We start from the raw sequence: 18,924 nt of genomic DNA, 5'->3' as shown, positions 1-18,924 counted from the left end.
ATTCGACTCTGCTATTCTAGTGCCGTCCGTTAACGGCTATATAATTCAAAACAGACAAGATGCTGAGGCAAATCCGACAAGATGGACGCTGAATACTTTCTGGTGGATCAGGGACTGGCGGAACCGGCGCCGCTGACCTTCCGCTACCACCGCTTCGCCCCCCACAGCGAATTCGGCCGCCACCGCCACCGCTGGGGGCAGTTGAGCCGCATCAGCCTGGGACTGATGGAGCTGTTGCTGGAAGACCAGCGGGTGGTGGCTCCGGCGCAATACCTGTTGTGGACGCCGGCCGAAGTGCCACATGCCGCCTATATCCGCCACGCCATGCACTACACCTCGATCTACATCAATCGCGAACAGGCAGCGCGGTTGCCGGCGCATATCTGCCTGATCGAACAGACGTCGCTGATCCGCGCGCTGCTCGACGATTTCTGCCAGCGCCAGATCACCGTGATATCCGACCCATGGGACACGCGCCAGGCCGAGCTGCTGGTGGAAAGGCTGGTGCGCGCCAGCCACGAGGAAAGCTATCTGCCGGACAGCGCCCAGCGGCTGCTGCAACCGATCTTGCAGGCGATACGCCAAGATCCGGCCGACGCCACCACGCTCAAGCAGTGGGCGGAACAGGTGTTCAGCACCGAGCGCACGCTGGCGCGGCTGTTTCAACGCGAACTGGGGATGAGCTTCGGCCAATGGCGCGCCCGGGCGCGGTTGCTGGAGGCGCTGTCGCGGCTGAAGCAGGGCGACAGCGTGCAAGATATTTCCGCGGCGCTGGGCTATGCCACCCCGTCCGCCTTCATCGCCATGTTCCAGAAACAGCTGGGCGATTCGCCGGAGCGCTACCGCCGCCAGCTATTGCAGGATGGCCAGTGGCAGGATGGCCTCAGCGTTTGAACAGCGCCAGCGCCAGCAAGCGCTGCACCGCGTGGTCTACGATGGGATGCGGATAATCGCGCCCCAACTGGATCCCGGCCGCCGCCAGCTGTTCCGCCTTGGCCTGCCACGGGGCGTGGATCAGCTTGTCCGGCAGCCGCGACAGCTCCGGCACGTAGCGGCGGATGAAGCGGCCGGCGGCATCGAACTTCTCGCTCTGGCTGACCGGATTGAAGATGCGAAAGTACGGCTGGGCGTCGCAGCCGGTGCTGGCCGCCCACTGCCAACCGCCGTTGTTGGCCGCCAGATCGAAGTCCAGCAGCTTCTCTGCGAAGTATTTTTCGCCCCAGCGCCAATCTATCAGCAGGTCCTTCACCAGGAAGCTCGCCGCCACCATCCGCAGCCGGTTGTGCATATAGCCGCTGCGGTTGAGCTGGCGCATCGCCGCATCCACCAGCGGATAACCGGTGCGGCCCTCGCGCCAGGCTGCGAACCACTCCGGATTGTTGGGAAACGGCAGCGCGTCGTACTCCGGCTTGAACGCATGCTCTGCCACCTCCGGCCGGTGCCATAGCACCTGTTGATAGAAGTCGCGCCAGATCAGCTCGCCCAGCCAGCACATGGCGCCCGCGCTGCCCTCATGCCAGGCGTAGGCCGCCAGCTGGCGGATGGAAATCGTGCCGAAACGCAGGTGGGCGCTGAGATAGGACACACCCTTCACCGCGGGAAAATCGCGCGCCGCCTGGTAATGATCGATTCGGCCGGCGAAGTCGGCAAACAGCGCCTCCGCGCCGGCCGAGCCCGGCTGAACCGGCAGCGAGTCCAAATCGCTCGCGCGAAAGCCGATATCGGTCAGCGGCGGCATCGGCTCGGCCGTCCGCGGCATCAAGGACCGCAGATAGCGCCGCACCGGGTAGGCCTGCAGGTAGAACGGCGTCAGCTTCTTCAGCCAGGCGTTCTTGTACGGCGTGAACACCCCGAACGGCTTGCCGGCGCCGGTCAGCACCTCGTCGCGCTCGAACACCACCTGGTCCTTGAAGCTGAACATCGCCACGCCCTGCCGCGCCAGCCGCCGCTCCACCTCGGCGTCGCGCGCCCGCGCCGCCGGCTCGTAATCATGGTTGCAGAACACCGCCTGAGCGCCCAGCTCGACAGCCAAGCGCGGAATCTCCTCGGCCGGCAGACCGTGGCGCACTAGCAGATCGCCGCCCAGCGCCTGCAATTCCGCCTTCAGCGCCGCCACGCTTTGCCAGATGAAATCGACGCGGCGGTCATCGCGCGGCAGCCCATCCAGGATGGCGCGGTCAAAAATGAATACCGGCAGCGCGGCGCGGCTGGATTTGAGCGCATGGTACAAGGCGGCATGGTCTTCCAGCCGCAGATCGCGGCGCAGCCAGACCAGGGCGGTTTGATGGAGTTCGGACATGCAAGGCTCCGGAGCGACGACAAAGAAACGCAGTATGAATCAGCCGGTCCCGCTAGACCAGATTCTCAGGCCCTGGTCCCAGTCCGGGGCATCCCGTCCCAGCCGCTGTTCGATGAAATCGACGAAGGCGCGCACCTTGGCCGCCACCTGCCGCCGCTCGGGAAACACCGCATAGATCGCATGCAGCGGTAGCGGGTAGTCCTGCAGGACCGCCTGCAAACGGCCAGCCAGCAGATCCGGCCCGACGATGAAGGTGGGCATCTCGCAGATGCCCAGCCCCGCCAGTAGCGCGTCGCGGCGCGCTTCGCTGTTGTTGACCTGGTAATTGCCGCGCGGCTGTACCTTGTGCGGTCCGTCCGGTCCGCCGAACACCCAGCTGGCGCCACCGCGGTAATCGGAATAATGGATGCAGTTGTGGCTGGCCAGCTCGGCCGGATGCCGGGGCGCGCCATGCGCCGCCAGATAGTCCGGCGATGCGCACATCACCACCCGGCACGGCGCCAGGCGGCGCGCCACCATGCGGTTGTCCGGCAGATTGCCGATGCGGATGGCCAGGTCGTAGCCGCCCTCCACCAGATCCACCATCCTGTCGTCCATCACCATGTCCAACTGGATGCCCGGATGCTCTCGCAGGAACTGCGGCACTAGCGGCGACAAGTGCAAGCGGCCGAAGGCCATCGGCACGCTGAGGCGCAGCAGGCCCTGCGGCTGGCTCTGCAGGCCGCCGGCTTGGTCAAGCCCAGCCGGCCGGCGGCGGCGGAAAAACTGCCCGCGATGGAACTGCGCGCATTCTATATCCTGCGCTTTGCCCGCATTCTGCTACCGCTGCTGCTGGCCCTGGCGGTGGAGGAAATTCTATCTGACTCTGCCACTGCTCTGCCTGTTGTTGGGCCGCACCTGGATGCTGGCGCTGGTCTGCCTAGGACTGGTTATCGCCGGCCCGTTGTACCGCGCCGCCAATCTGAACAATGAGATTTTCTATTTGTATGGCTATTTCGCCTGTATCGACGCCATCGCCATCGGCTGCCTGGCCGCTTTGCTGTCGCATCGCGTCACCCTCTCCGACCGGACAGCAGCCGGATTGCGACTGTTGGCGGCGCTGTCGATATCGGCCGTCTACCTGCAGGGCATCGACGGCCATCAAATCGCAGGCTTCTCGCTGCTTGCCCTGACCAGCGCCTGCTGGCTAATCGGTTCGGCCCACGCATCCTCACCGGGGATATGGCGGCTGCGCCTGAGCGCGCCACTGCGCTGGCTGGGCCGGCGCAGCTATGAACTCTATCTGTTTCACATCATCGTGCTGGCGCTATTGCGTAATCTGGTCAACAAGGATCAGTTGAGCTTCGCCACGGGCCTTCCTTGGCTGGCGGTATTTCTATTACTGAGCATGCTGACGGCGACGCTGGTTGCACGCCTCGTCACGGACCCCGCCAATGCGGCGCTACGCCGGCGCGGGCTGGATGCGCGCGGCTACCGCCGCATTGAAATAGCCCGCTAAGTTCAACCGCGCGGCGCCAGCATGATCACCGCCATGCCGGCCAGCACGATGGCGGCGCCCAGCGCGTCCCAGCGGCTGGGCTGGACGCCGTCCACCAGCCACAGCCAGCCCAGCGCCACCACCACGTACACGCCGCCGTACGCGGCGTAGGTGCGGCCTGCGGCGGTGGGGTGCAGCGTCAGCAGCCAGGCGAACAGCGCCAGCGCAGCCGCCGCCGGCAACAACAACCACATCGGCCTGCCCTGGCGCAACACCAGCCAGGGCAGATAGCAGCCAAGAATTTCCGCCAGCGCGGTCAGGACAAACAGGCCAGTTGTCCGCAGCAAACCAGATAGCATCTCCATTATTTCCCTTCCTCATTCCGTCGGCGCGGCCGGGGCGCCATTGCAGGTGGAGCCGGCCAGGCGCCGAAAGCCGCAGGCCTCGCGCTACCTGCCCGATCCGGGCGGCGAGGCGGTGGAGCGAAAGGGGCCGCCTTCGGCCTGAAAGGCCGACAAGCCGCGGTGCATGCGGATGATGGCCTCGCCGGTGGGACTGGCGATGATGTCGCGCAGGGTGTAGCCGTCCAGCGTCTGGAAAAACACCAGCAAGGCCGCGTCCAGCGCGCCCTTCAGCCGACAGCCGCCGTAGAGCGCGCATGGCGGCTCGGCGCAGTCTATCAGTTGCGACAAGCCCTCCAGCGCGCGCACCACCTGGCCCAGCCGGAAGTGCTCCGGCGGCCTGGCCAGCGCCAGCCCGCCGCCCTTGCCGCGGCTGGTGGCCAGCCAACCCTGCTGCGCCATGAAATGCACCACCTTCACCAGATGGTTGCGCGAGATGGCGAAGCGCTCGGCGATCTCCGGAATGGTGGCCAGTTGGCCGGCCTCCAGGCCGGTCAGGTACATCAGCACGCGCAGGCCGAGGTCGGTGAAGCGGGTCAGTTGCATGGTGATGGTCGCATCGATGGTTTTCACATGAATCAATGGGCGGCAGCATACCCCGGATTGGCGCGCCGCCTCAATCGACCCGCGACAGCGCTCAGTCCGCAGACGGATTGGAGCCGAACACCTCGTAATGGATGCGCCCCGCCGGCACGCCCCACTCCAGCAGGCTGCCCTTCTGCGCGTGCATGAAACCCAGCGGGCCGCACAGGTAGTAATCGGCGTCCGGCAGCAGCGCCAGGCTCTTCACGTCCGACAACTGCAGCCGGCCCGCGGCGTGGTAATCCGTGCCGGCCACGTCCTGCGCGCGCGGCTGTTCGTAGCAGACATGCAGTTTCAGCTGTGGATGGCGCTCGGCCAACTGGCGCACTTTGTGCTTCATCGCATGCGCGCCGCCGTGGCGCGCCGCATGCAGGAAACGGATTTCGCGCTGGCCGCCGCCGGCCAGCAAATGGCCCAGCATCGACTGCATCGGCGTCTGGCCGACGCCGGCGCTGATCATCACCACCGGGCCATCGCCTTGCTCGTTCAGGAAGAAATCGCCCTGCGGCGCGCTCAGGTCCAGCACGTCGCCGACATTCACTTCGCCGTGCAGTAGATTGGACATCCGCCCCGCCGGCTTGCCCGCGCCGGCATCCTCGCGCTTCACCGAGATGCGCAGGTGCACGCCGTTGGGCGCGTCGGACAGGCTGTACTGCCGCGGCTGGCTCAGCCCCCACTCTGACACGAAATGCCTGACCGACACATACTGACCGGGACGGAAAACGGGCAGCGCGCCGCCGTCCGATGGCTGTAAGTAGAAGGAAGTGATCTCCTCGCTCTCCGCCTCCTTGCGCACCACCCGGAACGGCCGCCAGCCGCTCCAGCCGCCATCGCCGGCGGTAGTGCTCTGATACAGCTCGTTCTCTACTCCCACCATCAGGCCCGCCAGCTGGCCATAGGCCTCGGCCCAGGCCTGGATCAACTCGTCGCTGGCGGCCTCGCCCAGCACTTCGCGGATGGAAGCCAACAGGTGCTTGCCGACTACCGGATAGTGCTCGGCGCGGATGCCCAAGCTGGCATGCTTGTGCCCCACCCGCGTCAACACCGGCAGCAGCGGCGACGGATCGTCGATGTGCTGGGCATAGGCCAGCACCGCCATCGCCAGCGCCTGCTGCTGCTGGCCGGAGTGCTGGTGGCCCTGGTTGAACAGGTGCTTCAGCTCCGGATTGTGCTCGAACATGCGGCGGTAGAAATGGCTGGTCAGCGCCACGCCATGTTGTTGCAGCACCGGCACAGTGGCCTTGACCAGGGAACGGGTGTGTTCGCTCAGCATGTTTTGCCCCTTATAAGATATAAATAAAATACATCTTTAATGATCGAAAAATACCTCGCGAAGGAGGCTTGCAAACTTAAGATGTAAAAATAATACATCTTAAAGATACGCCTGTCAGCCATAGCATGCAAAGCCATCCATTAAGTGTTGCCATTTTTACTCAACGCCGCCGCCGGGCGGCAAAGGATCGGGCCGGGCGGCCGCCGGAAAAACCGGCGGGGACGCCTGGCCCGCGTCAGCTATCCGCGCTTCAAGAGAAATCGAAATCGATCACCTGATAGAAGGCATTGCCGGTATCGGCGACTTCCCACACCGCCAGCACCACGTGGTAACCCTGGCGTTGCGGCATGCGCATCATATGAATCGTGGGTTCCGGCGGCATCAGCTCGGCGCTGTGCTCCCAGTATGGCTGGGCAGTCATCTCCACTTTGTGGAACGGCGTGGCCTCGAACTGGGCGCGGGTCAACGGCTGGTTCGGATTCCAGTCGGCCTTGGTGATGAAATAGTTCCAGCGCCGGGTCAGATGGCGGGCATGGTAGCTCCACTTGAACTCCATCTCCTGCCCGGCCCTGACCGGATGCTTGCGCCAGCGCTCGGCGCTTTGCTCGTCCAGCACCGCCGAGTGCGCCTGGCCGGCGCTGGCGATCTTGCCGTCGGCCGGCGGCGCCGCATTCGGGGTATCGGTCGGCGCCAGCGGATCCATCAGGCCAGCGGCGGCCGCCGGGAAGAACTTGCCGCCCTCCAGGCCATTCACCTGCCAGCTTTGCAGCGGACACTGGGCGTTGACGCCGTCCACGCAGAACTGGCCGCGCGACTCCGGCTTGAACACCTGGCCATGCCTGGGCTGCAGGCCGGCTTTCGACTCCATCTTGGTTTGACTCATGGCAATCCCCTTGAATGATGGAAATAAACAAAACCGGCGTCGCCAGACGGCAAACCGGCTGCACGCATCGTAGCCATTTCGCCACGGCCGAGAGCTGGCCTTTCTGACTAGCGCGCCGCAAACACCGGCCATCGCTGACCGTACTGCCGGGTCCTCTCCGCACAGGGTTGGCGCCGATAAGACAACGGCGCCGCCTTTATTCACACCAACCAAAAAAATGACATTTGCTATTTATTTGATATATTTAGTAGTAAAACTACATTTACATCAGGCAAAACCTGTAGTAAAGGGCAGACAAAACTACAAATGGAGACAACACCATGCCTCACCCATCCCTTGCCCGCCCGGCGTTGCTGGGCCTTCTGATCGCCAGCTTATTCAACCCCTTCGCCCGCGCCGATGAGGCATTCGGCTCTCCCGGCCAAGCCCCGGTACGCGGCCAGGCCGCCAAGTCCTTCCTCGGCACAGCGGTGGGCAGTTCCTCGCGCGTCTACTTCACCGGCTACCGCGGCATCGTGTCCGAGGTGTACTACCCGGTGCTGGACACGCCGGAATCGGTGGATCTGCAATTCTTGGTCAGCGACGCCGGCAAGACCTTCGTCGATGAAGAGAAGCGCCAGGCTTATTCGGCCAGCCAGAGCGACAGCCGCACCATGAGCTGGCTGGCCAGCACCGGCAACGCCGGCCACAACTGGCAGATCAGCAAGCGTATCTTCACCGATCCCAGCCATGACTCGCTGGTGCAGCGCGTCACCTTCACCGCGCTCAACGGCCGCACGGTGGGAGACTTCAACCTCTACCTGCTGTTCAAGCCCTATCTGGACAACGCCGGCAGCGGCAACAGCGCGCAGACCGTGTCCACCGCCGGCGGCTACGCGCTGGCCGCCAGCCACAACAGCCGCGCCTCGGCGCTGCTGGCCAGCCTGCCGTGGAAGGTTGTGAACGGCCAAAGCATGGTCTCCAACGGCTTCGTCGGCCACAGCGACGGCTGGACCGACCTGATAGGCAGCGGCGACAACGCCATGAACTGGAGCTACAGCTCGGCGACCAACGGCAACGTCGCGCAGATGGGCTGGCTTGACCTGGGCGACCCCGCCGCCGCCAGCGTGTCCTTCGACGTGGTGCTGGGTTTCGGCGCCAGCCAGGGCGACGCGCTCAATACCGCCGCCGCCTCGCTGGATTCTGACCTCACCGCCGCGCAGCAGCAGTACGACAATGGCTGGCACAACTATGCCGCCGGCCTGTCCGGCCAGGGAGGCTTGGCCGACGACCGCTACTACCTGGCGGCGATGACGCTGAAAACCATGCAGGACAAGAGCAACGGCGCGATGGTGGCCGGCATCGGCACGCCATGGGGCGAAACCCAGGGCGACGCTAACCAGGGCGGCTACCACCTGGTATGGCCGCGAGACCTGTTCAAGTTCGCCAACGCGCTCTACACCGCCGGCGACAGCGCCAGCGCCACCACCGTGGTGGGCTATCTGTTCAATACACTGCAGCAAACCAGCAACTGCGGCACGGCCGAATACAACGCCGCCGGCTGCGCGGCCGGCTACAGCCGCATCGGCCGCTTCCCGCAGAACGCCTGGGTCAGCGGCTGGCCCTACTGGCAAGGCACCCAGATGGACGAACAGGCCATGCCCATCCTGCTGGCCTGGCGGCTGGGGCCGGCGGTGTCCAATCCCTTGTGGCCCAAGATCAAGCTGACCGCCGACTACATCGTGGCCACCGGACCGTGGAGCTACCAGGAGCGCTGGGAAGAGAACTCCGGCTACTCGCCGTCCACCATCGCCGCCGAGATCGCCGGCCTGGTGGCCGCCGCCGACATCGCCCGCAACAACGGCGACGACGCCAGCGCCGGCCGCTATCTGTCCGCCGCCGACTACTGGCAAGAGAATGTCGCCGCCTGGACCTACACCAGCAGCGGCAGCTTCGGCAACGGCAGCTACTACCTGCGGATCAACCCGGCCGCGCGCGCAGGCGCAGGCGCCGACCGCGCCAGCTTCGCGCCGCAAAGCGGCCCGGACACCGCGCAGACCTTGACGATCAAGAACGGCGGCGGCAGCCACGACGCGCGCCGGGTGGTGGACGGCGGCTTCCTGGAACTGGTGCGGATGGGCGTGAAAAGCGCCAACGACCCCACCATCGCCAACACCATAGGGGTGTTCGACAGCGTGCTGGGGCAGAGCCTCGCGCTGCCGGGCGCGCCGGCGCTGCCCGCCAACGCGTGGTTCCGCTACAACTTCGACGGCTACGGCGAACACAACGACGGCAACGATTTCGACGGCAGCGGCGCCGGCCGGCTGTGGCCCATCTTCACCGCCGAACGCGGCATTTACGAAATCGCCCGCCAGCGCGCAGGCAGCGCCGGCCAGCCCTACTTCGCCACGCTGAGGCTGCTGGCCACGCCGGAAGGCATGTTGCCGGAACAGGTATGGTCCAACAGCGCCACGCTGCCGGACGGCTGGGCGGTTACCACGCCGGCCGGCTATCAAGCAGGCGCCCCCACCAAGTCGATGGCGCCGCTGAACTGGGCGATGGGCGAATACATCAGCCTGCTGGCCTCGATCCACGCCGGCCGCATCGTCGACATTCCGCAAGTGGTATGCGCGCGCTACCACAACTGCGCAGCCGCGCCCAACGCCGGCGAGGCGCCGGTCAGCATCAGCGTCAACGCCGCCACCCAATGGGGCCAGCAGGTTTACATCACCGGCAACGCCCGCGCGCTGGGCAACTGGAACACCGACCTCGGCCTCCCGGTGGACCCGGCCAACTACCCGCTATGGCAGAACAGCGTCAACCTGCCGGCCGGCCAGCAGATCGCCTACAAGTACTACCGCAAGAACGCCGACGGCAGCGTCAGCTGGGAAAACCTCTCCGGCAACCGCAGCATGGCGACGCCGACCAGCGGCGGCCTCAGCCTGAACGATCAGGTGAGCTGGTGAGCCGGCGCCGCGCCTGGTCCGCCGCGCTGCTGATGGCGGCGGCCGGCGGCGCGGCCTGGCGGCTGTGGCCGGCTCCAGAGCCGGCCGCTCCTCCCGCGCCACGCGCCGCGGCTGCCGCGCCGCCGGCCCGGCCCATCGTCAGCCGCCCCACCCCGGCCACGCCCTGGCATCCCCCCAGCCGGCCGGCGCTGCCGCCGGTGAGGAAAGGCGGCAACAGCTGGCGGCCGGAGGCGGCGCCAGTGGCCAAGGCGGACGTCCAGCGCGGCGCGCCGGACATCCCCGACGCCAAGCCGCTGCCGCGCCCGCCCGATCCCTGAGCCATGGCCGGCCCCTTGCCGGGGCCGGTTGCGGCTTTCGCCCCGGCGCGCCTGGCCACGCGCGGATTGCCTCCTTATCCCTTGCCATGATTTCCACTTGTGAAATATATTTCCATATGTGGAAAACACCGACAATCCCAACCTTGACCGCCAGATCGCCGACAGGTTGAAAGCGCTGCGCCGCGCGCGCGGCTGGCCGCTGGACGAGCTCGCGCGGCGCAGCGGGCTCAGCCGGGCCACGCTGTCGAGGCTGGAAAACGCCGAAGTCAGCGCCACCGCCGCCGCGCTGGGCAAATTATGCGCCGCCCACGGCCTGGCGCTGTCGCAATTGATGCGCATGGTGGAAGACGAATTTACGCCGCTGCTGCCAGCCGCCGTCCAGCCCTTGTGGACCGACCCCGCCAGCGGCCAGCGCCGCCATTCGGTCTCGCCGCCGGCGCGCGGCCTGGCCGGCGAGGTGCTGCGATGCGAGCTGCCGCCGTTCTGCGACATCCGCTACGACGCGCCGCCGCGCCGCGGGCTGGAACACCACCTGCTGATGCTGGACGGATGCCTGGAAATCAGCGTGGGCGGGCAAAGCTACCGGCTGCAGGCCGGCGACTGCCTGCGCTATCGGCTATCCGGCGCCAGCGCCTTTCGCACCGGCGACGCGCCGGCACGCTATCTGCTGTTCATCGTATGAGGCAACAAGCCATGGCCAAGCTGGAAATCGTGACACTCAGCGCCGAACAAGCCGAAGCCCTGCTGCCGGAACTGGCGGAACTGCTGCGCGCCTGCGTGCGGGACGGCGCCAGCCTCAATTTCATCCTGCCGTTCCGCCGCGAGGATGCGGCCGGCTTCTGGCAAAACAAGGCGCTGCCGGCCCTGCGGCGCGATGGCCGCCTGCTGCTGGCGGCATTCTTGCGGGAACAACTGGTAGGCAGCGTGCAGTTGGACTGCGACACGCCGCCGAATCAGCCGCACCGCGCCGAAATATGCAAGTTGATGGTGCATCCCGACAACCGCCGCCAGGGCATAGCCAAGGCCTTGATGCGCGCGGCGGAAGAGCACGCCCTCGCGCGGGGCCACTGCCTGCTGACCCTGGACACCCGCAGCGGCGACAAGGCCGAGCCGCTGTACCGGGCGCTGGGTTATCAAATCGCCGGCGTGATTCCCGGCTTCGCGCTGGACGTGCATGGCCGCCAGCTGGACGCCACCACGCTGATGTACAAGCCACTCGCCAGCCAGAACTGATCCCGGACCACCGTCATCAGGCCGGCAATGACGCCTCCTCGGCATCCGCCCAGGCGGGAAACGGATCGGACAGACGCAGCCAGCCAAGCTCGCCCTCGGCCATCTCCGCGTCATTCAGCAGACAGGCGTCGAAGCCGGCGGTCAATGCCGCCTGATCCATCCCGGCGCCGATCAGCACCAATTCCTGCTGGCGGTCGCCATGGGGTTCTCGCCAGCGCGCCGCTATCATCGCCAGGCTGTCCTCATCCCGCGGCCAATCCTGGCGATCCACCGCCGCCCACCACAATCCGGCCCGGCTGTGGCGGACCACGGCGCCGGCCTGCGACCAGATCCCGGCGAAATCCGGCCGGCTGGCCAGCCAAAAATAGCCCTTGGAGCGCACCACCCCCGGCCATTCGCGCGCCAGCCACCGCCACAACCGTTGCGGATGGAACGGCCGCCGCGCGCGGTAGACGAAACTGGCGATGCCGTAAGCCTCGCTTTCCGGCAGATGCTCGCCGCGCAGCTCGGCCAGCCAGCCCGGCGCTTCGGCGGCGGCTTCAAAGTCGAAGCGGCCGGTGTCCAGCACGCTTGCCAGCGGCACCGCGCCAAACGCGCCGCGCACGATGTCGGCGCGCGGGTTGAGCGCGCGCAGCATGCCATCCAGCCGGGCCAGATCGTCCTCGCCCACCAGATCGGTCTTGTTCAGCACGATGACGTCGCAAAACTCCACCTGTTCCACCAACAGATCCACCACGGTGCGATCATCCTGCTCGCCCAGGCTTTCGCCGCGCTCGGACAGGCTGGCGCGCGAGCCGTAGTCGCGCAGAAAGTTGAAGGCATCCACCACCGTCACCATGGTATCCAGCCGGGCGATATCGGACAGGCTCTGCCCCTGCTCGTCGCGGAACGTGAAAGTCTCCGCCACCGGCAACGGTTCGGAAATACCGGTGGATTCGATCAGCAGGTAGTCGAAACGCCCCGCCTGCGCCAGCTTGCCGATTTCCAGCAGCAAGTCTTCGCGCAGGGTGCAGCAGATGCAGCCATTGCTCATCTCCACCAGTTTTTCCTCGGCGCGCGACAATTGGGCACCACCCTCGCGCACCAGCCGGGCGTCGATATTGACTTCGGACATGTCGTTGACGATCACCGCCACCCGCCGACCCTCGCGGTTGTTGAGGATATGGTTGAGCAAGGTGGTCTTGCCGGCGCCGAGGAAGCCGGACAATACGGTGACGGGAAGTTTCTGCATCGGATTTTCCTTGAAAGCCGCAGGCTGGCGCTTGCCGCAGCCTCCGCCACGCTGGCCAGTCCCATCCATCGAAATAAATTATCATGTTATACCGTAACATATAAATGTTATAACATAACAAATATTTCGCCAAGTCTATCCGAACCCAGGCCCCCACCGCCCGACGGTCACGCTTCCGGCAAAGCTTGGCTTCCAGGCCACAACGCCTGTCTGCGTTCGGCGTCGAAGCGTTTGCAGACAGCCGTCATCCAGTCCGTGAATACTCGGGTCTCCCGCCGCAAGGGATCGCGGCTGAGCAGCATGTAGCGCGCCGGCGACGCCACCCACCGGCCAAACACGTCCACCAGCCTGCCGCTCCGCAGCTCATCCCACACCAGCGCGCTGCGCGCCATCGCCACGCCCTGGTGATTCAACGCCATGCCGAGAGCCAGGCTGGACAGGTTGAACTGCGCGCCGCCCAGCATCGGCAGCCAGTCTGGCCGCTCCGCCGCCAGCCACACGCGCCATTCGGCAAAATCCCCGGCTCCGGCCCATGGCGAGGCGTCGTGCAGCATCGCGACGCCTGCGATGGATTCGCCGGCGGCGAAGGCCGGATGGCTCGCCAGGTAGGCGGGCGTGGCCACCGGCATCATGTATTCGTCCAACAGCGGCCGGGCTTGCGCGATGGCGCAGCACGCGGTGTCGTAGCGGATCGAAATGTCCGCGCCCCCCGGCCCCTCCGCCAGGCCGTCCCACGCCTGGAATTCGGCCAGCATGCGCAGCGGCGCGTCCGGCGCCAGGCGCTGAAACTCGGTCAGTCGCGGCATCAGCCAGCACAGCGCGAAGGAAGGCACGCAGCTGAGCCGCAACGGCGCGGCGTCAGCGCCCAAGCGCGCCAGCGTCCGCTCGATCTCGTCCAGCGACCGGGCCACGGTCTGCAGCAGCACGGTCCCCTTCTCCGTCAGCGACAGCGCGCGCCGGCCACGCAGGAACAGCCGGTATCCCAGGCGGTCTTCCAGATTGCGGATCTGCTGGCTCACCGCGCCCTGAGTGAGATGCAGCTCTTGCGCCGCCCGGGTGAAGTTGAGCAGGCGCCCGGCGGCTTCGAAGCTTTTCAGCGCGCCGAGCACGGAGGAATCGAGCATTGGCATTAGCCTGGCTAATGATAGAAGCAGCAATTATCGCTTCCCGCCCGCCGCTTGTCCTTATAGGATTTGCCGGTATCCCACTCTCCGCCGCCGCCATGAGCCAGCACCTTCCTAGCCCGCTATCCGCCAGACTTCTGTCCAAACAGGCCATGCTATGGCTGAACGACAATGCGGGATCCGCCCCCGTGCCGCCGCAGCCGGCGCCTTCCGACATAGAGTCCGCCCGCGCCAGGCTGCAACGCTGCCGGGGGCTGCTGGCGAAACTGTTTCCGCAGCTGGCCGGCAACGGCGGCGCCATCGAGTCGCCGCTGCTGCCGCTGGCGAGCCTGCAGCAGGCCCAAGGCAGCGACGCCGCGCGAGAAGGCATGTGGCTGCTCAAGGCCGACCACGCGCTGCCGGTGGCAGGCTCGATCAAGGCTCGCGGCGGCTTTCACGAGGTATTGGCGCTGGCGGAATCCATCGCCCAGCGCCACGGCCTGCTGGACGAAGCCGGCGACCGCGCCGCGCTGGCCTCGCCCGCCGCGCGCGAATGCTTCTCCCATCATGCGGTGATGGTCGGCAGCACCGGCAATCTGGGCATGAGCATAGGATTGATCGCCGCGGCATTGGGATTCCGCGCCGTGGTCCACATGTCGGTGGACGCGAAAGCATGGAAGAAGGAGCGGCTGCGCCGCCACGGCGTGCAAGTGGTGGAACACGCTGGCGACTATGCACAGGCGGTGGCCGCCGGCCGCTCCGCCGCCCTGGCCGACCCGACGACCCACTTCGTCGATGACGAACACTCGCTGGAACTGTTCCTGGGCTACGCCACCGCTGCCCGGGAACTGGCGGACCAATTGCAGCAGGCCGGCCGCATGGTGGATGCGGCACACCCACTGTTCGTCTACCTGCCCTGCGGCGTCGGCGGCGCGCCCGGCGGCATCGCCTTGGGACTGAAAACCTTGTTCGGCGAACATGTGCATTGCTTCTTCGCCGAGCCGGCCGCCGCGCCCTGCATGCTAGTGCAACTGGCTGCGGGGCTGGGCGCGCCGGTGTCAGTCTACGACATCGGCCTGGACAATCGCACCGAGGCGGACGGGCTGGCGGTGGGTCTGGCCTCCCCGCTGGTCAGTCCCTTGATGGCCAGCCTGCTCTCCGGCGTGTTTACCGTGGAAGACAGGCAGCTGTTCGCCGCGCTGCTCAGCCTGTTCGAAGCCGAAGGCATCGAGCTGGAGCCCTCCGCGGCCGCCGGTCTGCCCGGCCCGGCCTGGATCTGCCGCTCGGAAACCGGCCGCGCCTATCTGGATCGCCACGGACTGGGCCATCTGCTTGCCAACGCCACCCATGTCGTCTGGTCCACCGGTGGTTCGCTGGTGCCGGCCGCCGAACACGTACGCTTCCGTGCCGAAGGCCGCCGACTGCGGGGGGATGCCCAGCCCGAATGAGAAGGCCAAGCAGGTGGCGAGCGCGCGCAAACAGGCAAATCTGGCCGCCATCGCCGCATGCTTGTCTGCTTTGCGCAACATTCCGCCCGAAGAAATGATCAACTGCCTTGAAACTAGACGACTGGTCTAGTAGTATCAATCCATGTCACGAGCCAATCACACCGCCGATACCCGTGAGCACCTGCTTGCCACAGGAGAGGAAATCATTCTGGGCAAGGGCTTTGCCGCTGTCGGCCTGGCGGAAATCCTGTCCAGCGCCGGCGTGCCCAAGGGGTCGTTCTACCATTACTTCCAGTCCAAGGAAGGCTATGGCGTGGAGATGCTGCGTCGTTATTTCCTCAACTACGACGAACAGCTGCTTGTACTGCTGCGCCCGGAAACAGGCCCGGCCCGCGACGCCCTGCTCAAATATTTCGATGGCTGGGTGAACAAGCACCGCTGCGATGCGCAAAGCCATACCTGCCTGGCGGTGAAACTGGCCGCCGAGGTATCCGACCTGTCCGAGCCGATGCGCGAGGCGCTGGCGGAAGGCATGGCCCGGGTGATGGCGCGGCTGGCCGATGCCATCCGCCGCGGCCAGCAGGAAGGCAGCCTGTGCGTTCATCTGCCGGCGGACGAACTGGCCGCCAGCCTATACAGCCTGTGGGTGGGAAGCGCCCTGCTGTACAAGGTGCAACGTTCCGGCCAACCGATGCTCAATGCGCTGAAGCTGACCGAAGCCATGTTGAAGATACCGTCCGCAGTCAGCTGCGGCGGCTAATCCCCTGAATGCCCGCTGCACGCAGCGGGTTTTGTTGACACAAAAACTAGACGACTGGTCTACTAAATGGAGTTGTCATGAACGAAACCTTGCAACTGATGCAGCAACACCGCAGCGTGCGCAGCTACCAGGACAAGCCCATCGCCGCCGAAACGCTGGACGCGGTGCTGGACGCCGCCTGGAAAGGCCCCACCTCCATCAACGGCCAGCAGGTCTCGCTGGTAGTGGTACGAGACGCCGAACGCCGCCAGCGCATCGCCGAGATCGCCGGCGGCCAGCCCTGGATCGCCCAAGCGCCGGTATTCGTCGCCGTGGTGATCGACTTCCACAAGACCCGCCTGGGCGTGGAAATGGCCGGCGCCGAGCAGGTGATACACAACAGCGTGGAGGCGTTCGCCGTCGGCGCGGTCGATGCCGGCATCGCGCTGGGCAATATGATGACCGCCGCCCACGCCGCCGGCCTGGGCGTGGTGCCGATCGGCGGCATCCGCCGCGATCCGCAGGCGATGATTGAACTGCTGCAGCTGCCGGAGCTGACCTTCCCGTTGGTGGGACTGGTGCTGGGCCACACCGATCAGGACGGCGAGCAAAAGCCGCGCCTGCCGCGCGCCAGTTTCGTCCACACCGAGCATTACCAGGCCGAAGGCCTCGCCGACCACATCGCCGACTACGATCGGATCCTGCAGCGCCACTGGCAGGACATTGGCCGCGGCGACGGCGAAGCGTGGACCAGCAATACCGCCCGCTACTACCGCCAGGTGTACTTCCCCCAGGTGGCGCCGGCCGCGCGCCGCCAGGGCTTCGGATTCGAGCAGTAAGCCATCACCCCATTCTTTGAGGACCAAGACATGCAAGCCGACAAACTGTTCACGCCGCTGCAAATGGGCGCCGTCACCCTGGCCAACCGCGTGGCGATGGCGCCGCTGACCCGCCTGCGCAACATCGAGCCGGGCGACGTGCCGGGCCCGCTGGCCAAGGAATACTACCGTCAGCGCGCCAGCGCCGGCCTGATCGTGGCCGAAGGCACCCACATCTCCGCCACCGCCAAGGGCTATGCCGGCGCGCCCGGCATCTACAGCGAAGAGCAGGTGAGGGCCTGGAGCGAAGTCACCGCGGCCGTGCATCGGGACGGCGGCAAGATCGCGCTGCAGCTGTGGCACACCGGCCGCATTTCGCACCGTTCGCTGCAGCCTAACGGCGACGCGCCGGTGGGCCCGTCCGCCATCCAGGCCGACAGCCGCACCAATATCCGCGCCGCCGACGGCAGCCTGGTGCGCGAACAGTGCGACACCCCGCGCGCGCTGGAGATCGAGGAAATCGACGACATCCTGGAAGACTACCGCCGCGCCACCGACAACGCGCGCCGCGCCGGCTTCGACCTGGTGGAAATCCACGGCGCCCACGGCTATCTGCTGGACCAGTTCCTGTCGCCGCAAGCCAATGTCCGCACCGACCAGTACGGCGGCCGCGTGGAAAACCGCGCCCGCTTCCTGCTAGAGGTCGTGGACGCGGTGGTGGCGGAATGGGACGCCGGCCATGTCGGCATCCGCATCTCGCCGCTGGGCATCTTCAACGGCGTGTCCAACACCGACCAGTTGGAAATGGCGCTGTACCTGGCAGAACAGCTGGCCAAGCGCAAGCTGGCCTTCCTGCACATTTCCGAACCGGACTGGGCCGGCGGCCCGGCGCTGGACGACGCCTTCCGCGCCGAACTGCGTCAGCGCTACCCGGGCGTGATCGTCGGCGCCGGCGGCTACACCGCGGAGAAGGCCGAAACGTTGCTGAAGAAAGGCTATATCGACGCTGCCGCCTTCGGCCGCAGCTACATCGCCAACCCCGACCTGGTGGAGCGGCTGAAACACAATGCGCCGCTTAACCCTCCCAAGCCGGAAACCTTCTACGGCGGCGGCGCGGAAGGCTATACCGACTACCCCGCGCTATAAGCTACTCTCCAGCCCCGCCGATCCGCGGGGCTTTTTCATTGCGCCGCGACGCTCTCCCCAGGCTACGCCTTCGCCCGCTGTAGAACAGCTCGACCGCGGCGTATCCGGACTCAAGCCGACGCGCGGCCGTGTTTCCGATGGACCCGCGCAGGACGAGGCGATCAATCGCCTGGCCGCGCAGCTGGACGTGAGCCGTTCGGTGCGCGACAACGCCGCGCTCGTCGACGCGGTGCACGGAGCGGACTGCGCAGGGCCTTTCTCCATCTCAAGGCCCGCTGGCGGTTATCTTTCGCAAATCGGCGCCGACCCTGGCAATCTGCGCATCGGCGTCATGCCCCATTCCTGGGACGGAAAGCGCACCGCGGCATCCATCCCTCGGCCATGTCATGGAAGAAGCGAGCTTCCCTTGGCGCCAGCTCGGCGCTGTCGGCCGTCAACATCGCCGCCCGGGTTGACGACATGGCGGCCGCGATGGAACGCAAGGTCGATCTGGCGACGCTAAAGCCGCAGACGCTCGTGGTTTATCGAACGGGACGCGCAATCCGTGGAACCGAAATAGTGCGGGCGCTCGATCTGCGCAATGCGGTCGCCCGTAGCGTTGCGGCGTTCTTCACGCGCTACGACCTGCTTTTGACGCCGACGTTGCCGGATCTGGCCCCTGCCTATGCAGTTGGCGCGGAAACGATGGACGGCCAGCAGTGGACCGAGCGGGTGATGGGCAGTTCGCCTTTCACTCCGGTCTTCAACGCGTCCGGATCGCCGGCCATGTCGGTTCCGCTTTTTCAGGACGCGGCATCGGGTTTGCCGGTCGGCATGCAGTTCGTCGCGCCGGGCGGGCGGGAGGATGCGCTGTTCCGGATAGCCGGCTAGCTGGAGCGGAGCTTGCCGCGGGAAGACCGCAGACCTACAGCATGGGCGGGGGAGAATGAGCCTCGCCAATGGCGTAACAGGGGAGCGGCGGCGTTCAGCAAGCCGCTATCCCATTCCGCCAGCCAGGCGGGAGCCTGCTCAAACGTGACAGGGCCATGC

At 66.2% G+C, this 18,924-nt stretch carries 19 protein-coding genes; 11 read left to right on the top strand and 8 right to left on the bottom strand.

Going from position 1 to position 18,924, the window contains the following annotated elements; all coding sequences use genetic code 11:
- The first annotated feature begins 81 nt into the window (after positions 1–81).
- On the top strand, positions 82–894 hold the full coding sequence (locus BI347_RS06285) for an AraC family transcriptional regulator (RefSeq protein WP_071115525.1): 813 nt from the start codon (positions 82–84) through the stop codon (positions 892–894).
- On the opposite strand, the gene BI347_RS06280 is transcribed toward BI347_RS06285, so the two are convergent.
- Together BI347_RS06280 and BI347_RS06275 are read right to left on the bottom strand one after the other, a co-directional pair.
- Positions 884–2,299, bottom strand: coding sequence for a cryptochrome/photolyase family protein (locus BI347_RS06280; RefSeq protein ID WP_071111012.1), 1,416 nt, complete (start codon positions 2,297–2,299; stop codon positions 884–886). The two genes, BI347_RS06285 and BI347_RS06280, sit on opposite strands and share 11 nt — an antisense overlap.
- A 39-nt stretch (positions 2,300–2,338) precedes the next feature.
- Entirely contained in the window at positions 2,339–3,019 is a 681-nt protein-coding gene (locus BI347_RS06275; protein ID WP_275638228.1) for a substrate binding domain-containing protein, read from the bottom strand.
- Between BI347_RS06275 and BI347_RS06270 the strand changes: the two genes are divergently transcribed.
- The gene (locus BI347_RS06270) at positions 2,901–3,797 is read left to right on the top strand and encodes an acyltransferase family protein (RefSeq protein ID WP_139167181.1); all 897 of its coding nucleotides are present in this window, start codon (positions 2,901–2,903) and stop codon (positions 3,795–3,797) included. The genes BI347_RS06275 and BI347_RS06270 overlap by 119 nt on opposite strands.
- Positions 3,798–3,799: 2 nt before the next feature.
- On the opposite strand, the gene BI347_RS06265 is transcribed toward BI347_RS06270, so the two are convergent.
- From BI347_RS06265 to BI347_RS06250, 4 genes are all read right to left on the bottom strand, one after another.
- Positions 3,800–4,141, bottom strand: coding sequence for a YnfA family protein (locus BI347_RS06265; RefSeq protein WP_193430940.1), 342 nt, complete (start codon positions 4,139–4,141; stop codon positions 3,800–3,802).
- An 84-nt stretch (positions 4,142–4,225) separates the two neighbouring features.
- On the bottom strand, positions 4,226–4,750 hold the full coding sequence (locus BI347_RS06260; RefSeq protein WP_239690831.1) for an Rrf2 family transcriptional regulator: 525 nt from the start codon (positions 4,748–4,750) through the stop codon (positions 4,226–4,228).
- A gap of 64 nt (positions 4,751–4,814) precedes the next feature.
- On the bottom strand, positions 4,815–6,032 hold the full coding sequence (hmpA, locus tag BI347_RS06255) for an NO-inducible flavohemoprotein (protein WP_071115523.1): 1,218 nt from the start codon (positions 6,030–6,032) through the stop codon (positions 4,815–4,817).
- A gap of 250 nt (positions 6,033–6,282) precedes the next feature.
- Positions 6,283–6,915, bottom strand: a complete 633-nt coding sequence (locus BI347_RS06250) for a lytic polysaccharide monooxygenase auxiliary activity family 9 protein (protein WP_071111014.1) — start codon at positions 6,913–6,915, stop codon at positions 6,283–6,285.
- Positions 6,916–7,235: 320 nt separating this feature from the next.
- Here BI347_RS06250 and BI347_RS06245 point away from each other — a divergent pair, with 320 nt between their 5' ends.
- The 4 genes from BI347_RS06245 to BI347_RS06230 all read left to right on the top strand — a co-directional run bounded on the left by BI347_RS06245 (position 7,236) and on the right by BI347_RS06230 (position 11,410).
- A complete protein-coding gene (locus tag BI347_RS06245; RefSeq protein ID WP_083338725.1) occupies positions 7,236–9,860 on the top strand; it encodes a glycoside hydrolase family 15 protein in 2,625 nt (874 codons plus the stop codon).
- Positions 9,857–10,177: a hypothetical protein gene (locus BI347_RS06240; RefSeq protein ID WP_204378007.1), complete on the top strand. Its 321-nt coding sequence runs from the start codon at positions 9,857–9,859 to the stop codon at positions 10,175–10,177. The genes BI347_RS06245 and BI347_RS06240 overlap by 4 nt, the downstream gene beginning before the upstream one ends.
- 118 nt (positions 10,178–10,295) lie before the next feature.
- Entirely contained in the window at positions 10,296–10,859 is a 564-nt protein-coding gene (locus tag BI347_RS06235) for a helix-turn-helix domain-containing protein (protein WP_071115521.1), read from the top strand.
- Positions 10,860–10,870: 11 nt separating this feature from the next.
- Positions 10,871–11,410 (top strand): GNAT family N-acetyltransferase, encoded by a 540-nt coding sequence (locus tag BI347_RS06230; RefSeq protein ID WP_071115520.1) that lies wholly within the window; start codon positions 10,871–10,873, stop codon positions 11,408–11,410.
- A 16-nt stretch (positions 11,411–11,426) separates the two neighbouring features.
- Here the strand turns inward: BI347_RS06230 and zigA are convergent, their stop codons facing one another.
- Entirely contained in the window at positions 11,427–12,641 is a 1,215-nt protein-coding gene (gene zigA, locus BI347_RS06225; RefSeq protein ID WP_071112006.1) for a zinc metallochaperone GTPase ZigA, read from the bottom strand.
- Positions 12,642–12,808: 167 nt separating this feature from the next.
- Positions 12,809–13,765: a LysR family transcriptional regulator gene (locus tag BI347_RS06220; protein WP_095210764.1), complete on the bottom strand. Its 957-nt coding sequence runs from the start codon at positions 13,763–13,765 to the stop codon at positions 12,809–12,811.
- Between the two features lie 98 nt (positions 13,766–13,863).
- Here BI347_RS06220 and BI347_RS06215 point away from each other — a divergent pair, with 98 nt between their 5' ends.
- From BI347_RS06215 to BI347_RS24350, 5 genes are all read left to right on the top strand, one after another.
- Complete coding sequence (locus BI347_RS06215; RefSeq protein WP_071115519.1) at positions 13,864–15,192, top strand: D-serine ammonia-lyase; 1,329 nt, start codon at positions 13,864–13,866, stop codon at positions 15,190–15,192.
- Positions 15,193–15,334: 142 nt separating this feature from the next.
- A complete protein-coding gene (locus tag BI347_RS06210; protein WP_071111020.1) occupies positions 15,335–15,952 on the top strand; it encodes a TetR/AcrR family transcriptional regulator in 618 nt (205 codons plus the stop codon).
- 77 nt (positions 15,953–16,029) lie between these two features.
- On the top strand, positions 16,030–16,770 hold the full coding sequence (locus BI347_RS06205) for an NADPH-dependent oxidoreductase (protein WP_071115518.1): 741 nt from the start codon (positions 16,030–16,032) through the stop codon (positions 16,768–16,770).
- Positions 16,771–16,800: 30 nt separating this feature from the next.
- Positions 16,801–17,895, top strand: a complete 1,095-nt coding sequence (gene nemA, locus BI347_RS06200; protein WP_071115517.1) for an alkene reductase — start codon at positions 16,801–16,803, stop codon at positions 17,893–17,895.
- A 381-nt stretch (positions 17,896–18,276) separates the two neighbouring features.
- Positions 18,277–18,765 (top strand): amidase family protein, encoded by a 489-nt coding sequence (locus BI347_RS24350; protein WP_071115516.1) that lies wholly within the window; start codon positions 18,277–18,279, stop codon positions 18,763–18,765.
- Positions 18,766–18,924: the final 159 nt, after the last annotated feature.

Origin of the sequence: Chromobacterium sphagni (assembly GCF_001855575.1) — a bacterium.
In the GTDB taxonomy this organism is placed as follows: Bacteria; Pseudomonadota; Gammaproteobacteria; order Burkholderiales; family Chromobacteriaceae; genus Chromobacterium; species Chromobacterium sphagni.
Note: the sequence above shows the minus strand (reverse complement) of the source record. Positions and strands in the feature narration are given on the sequence as shown.

What these genes read in the sequence shown, in the direction of transcription:
- BI347_RS06285 (WP_071115525.1), top strand. Translation starts at nt 82, where the DNA reads ATGGACGCTGAATACTTTCTGGTGGATCAGGGACTGGCGGAACCGGCG.
- BI347_RS06280 (WP_071111012.1), bottom strand. Translation starts at nt 2,299, where the DNA reads ATGTCCGAACTCCATCAAACCGCCCTGGTCTGGCTGCGCCGCGATCTG.
- BI347_RS06270 (WP_139167181.1), top strand. Translation starts at nt 2,901, where the DNA reads ATGTCCAACTGGATGCCCGGATGCTCTCGCAGGAACTGCGGCACTAGC.
- BI347_RS06265 (WP_193430940.1), bottom strand. Translation starts at nt 4,141, where the DNA reads ATGGAGATGCTATCTGGTTTGCTGCGGACAACTGGCCTGTTTGTCCTG.
- hmpA (WP_071115523.1), bottom strand. Translation starts at nt 6,032, where the DNA reads ATGCTGAGCGAACACACCCGTTCCCTGGTCAAGGCCACTGTGCCGGTG.
- BI347_RS06250 (WP_071111014.1), bottom strand. Translation starts at nt 6,915, where the DNA reads ATGAGTCAAACCAAGATGGAGTCGAAAGCCGGCCTGCAGCCCAGGCAT.
- BI347_RS06245 (WP_083338725.1), top strand. Translation starts at nt 7,236, where the DNA reads ATGCCTCACCCATCCCTTGCCCGCCCGGCGTTGCTGGGCCTTCTGATC.
- BI347_RS06230 (WP_071115520.1), top strand. Translation starts at nt 10,871, where the DNA reads ATGGCCAAGCTGGAAATCGTGACACTCAGCGCCGAACAAGCCGAAGCC.
- zigA (WP_071112006.1), bottom strand. Translation starts at nt 12,641, where the DNA reads ATGCAGAAACTTCCCGTCACCGTATTGTCCGGCTTCCTCGGCGCCGGC.
- BI347_RS06220 (WP_095210764.1), bottom strand. Translation starts at nt 13,765, where the DNA reads ATGCTCGATTCCTCCGTGCTCGGCGCGCTGAAAAGCTTCGAAGCCGCC.
- BI347_RS06215 (WP_071115519.1), top strand. Translation starts at nt 13,864, where the DNA reads ATGAGCCAGCACCTTCCTAGCCCGCTATCCGCCAGACTTCTGTCCAAA.
- BI347_RS06210 (WP_071111020.1), top strand. Translation starts at nt 15,335, where the DNA reads ATGTCACGAGCCAATCACACCGCCGATACCCGTGAGCACCTGCTTGCC.
- BI347_RS06205 (WP_071115518.1), top strand. Translation starts at nt 16,030, where the DNA reads ATGAACGAAACCTTGCAACTGATGCAGCAACACCGCAGCGTGCGCAGC.
- nemA (WP_071115517.1), top strand. Translation starts at nt 16,801, where the DNA reads ATGCAAGCCGACAAACTGTTCACGCCGCTGCAAATGGGCGCCGTCACC.
- BI347_RS24350 (WP_071115516.1), top strand. Translation starts at nt 18,277, where the DNA reads ATGTCATGGAAGAAGCGAGCTTCCCTTGGCGCCAGCTCGGCGCTGTCG.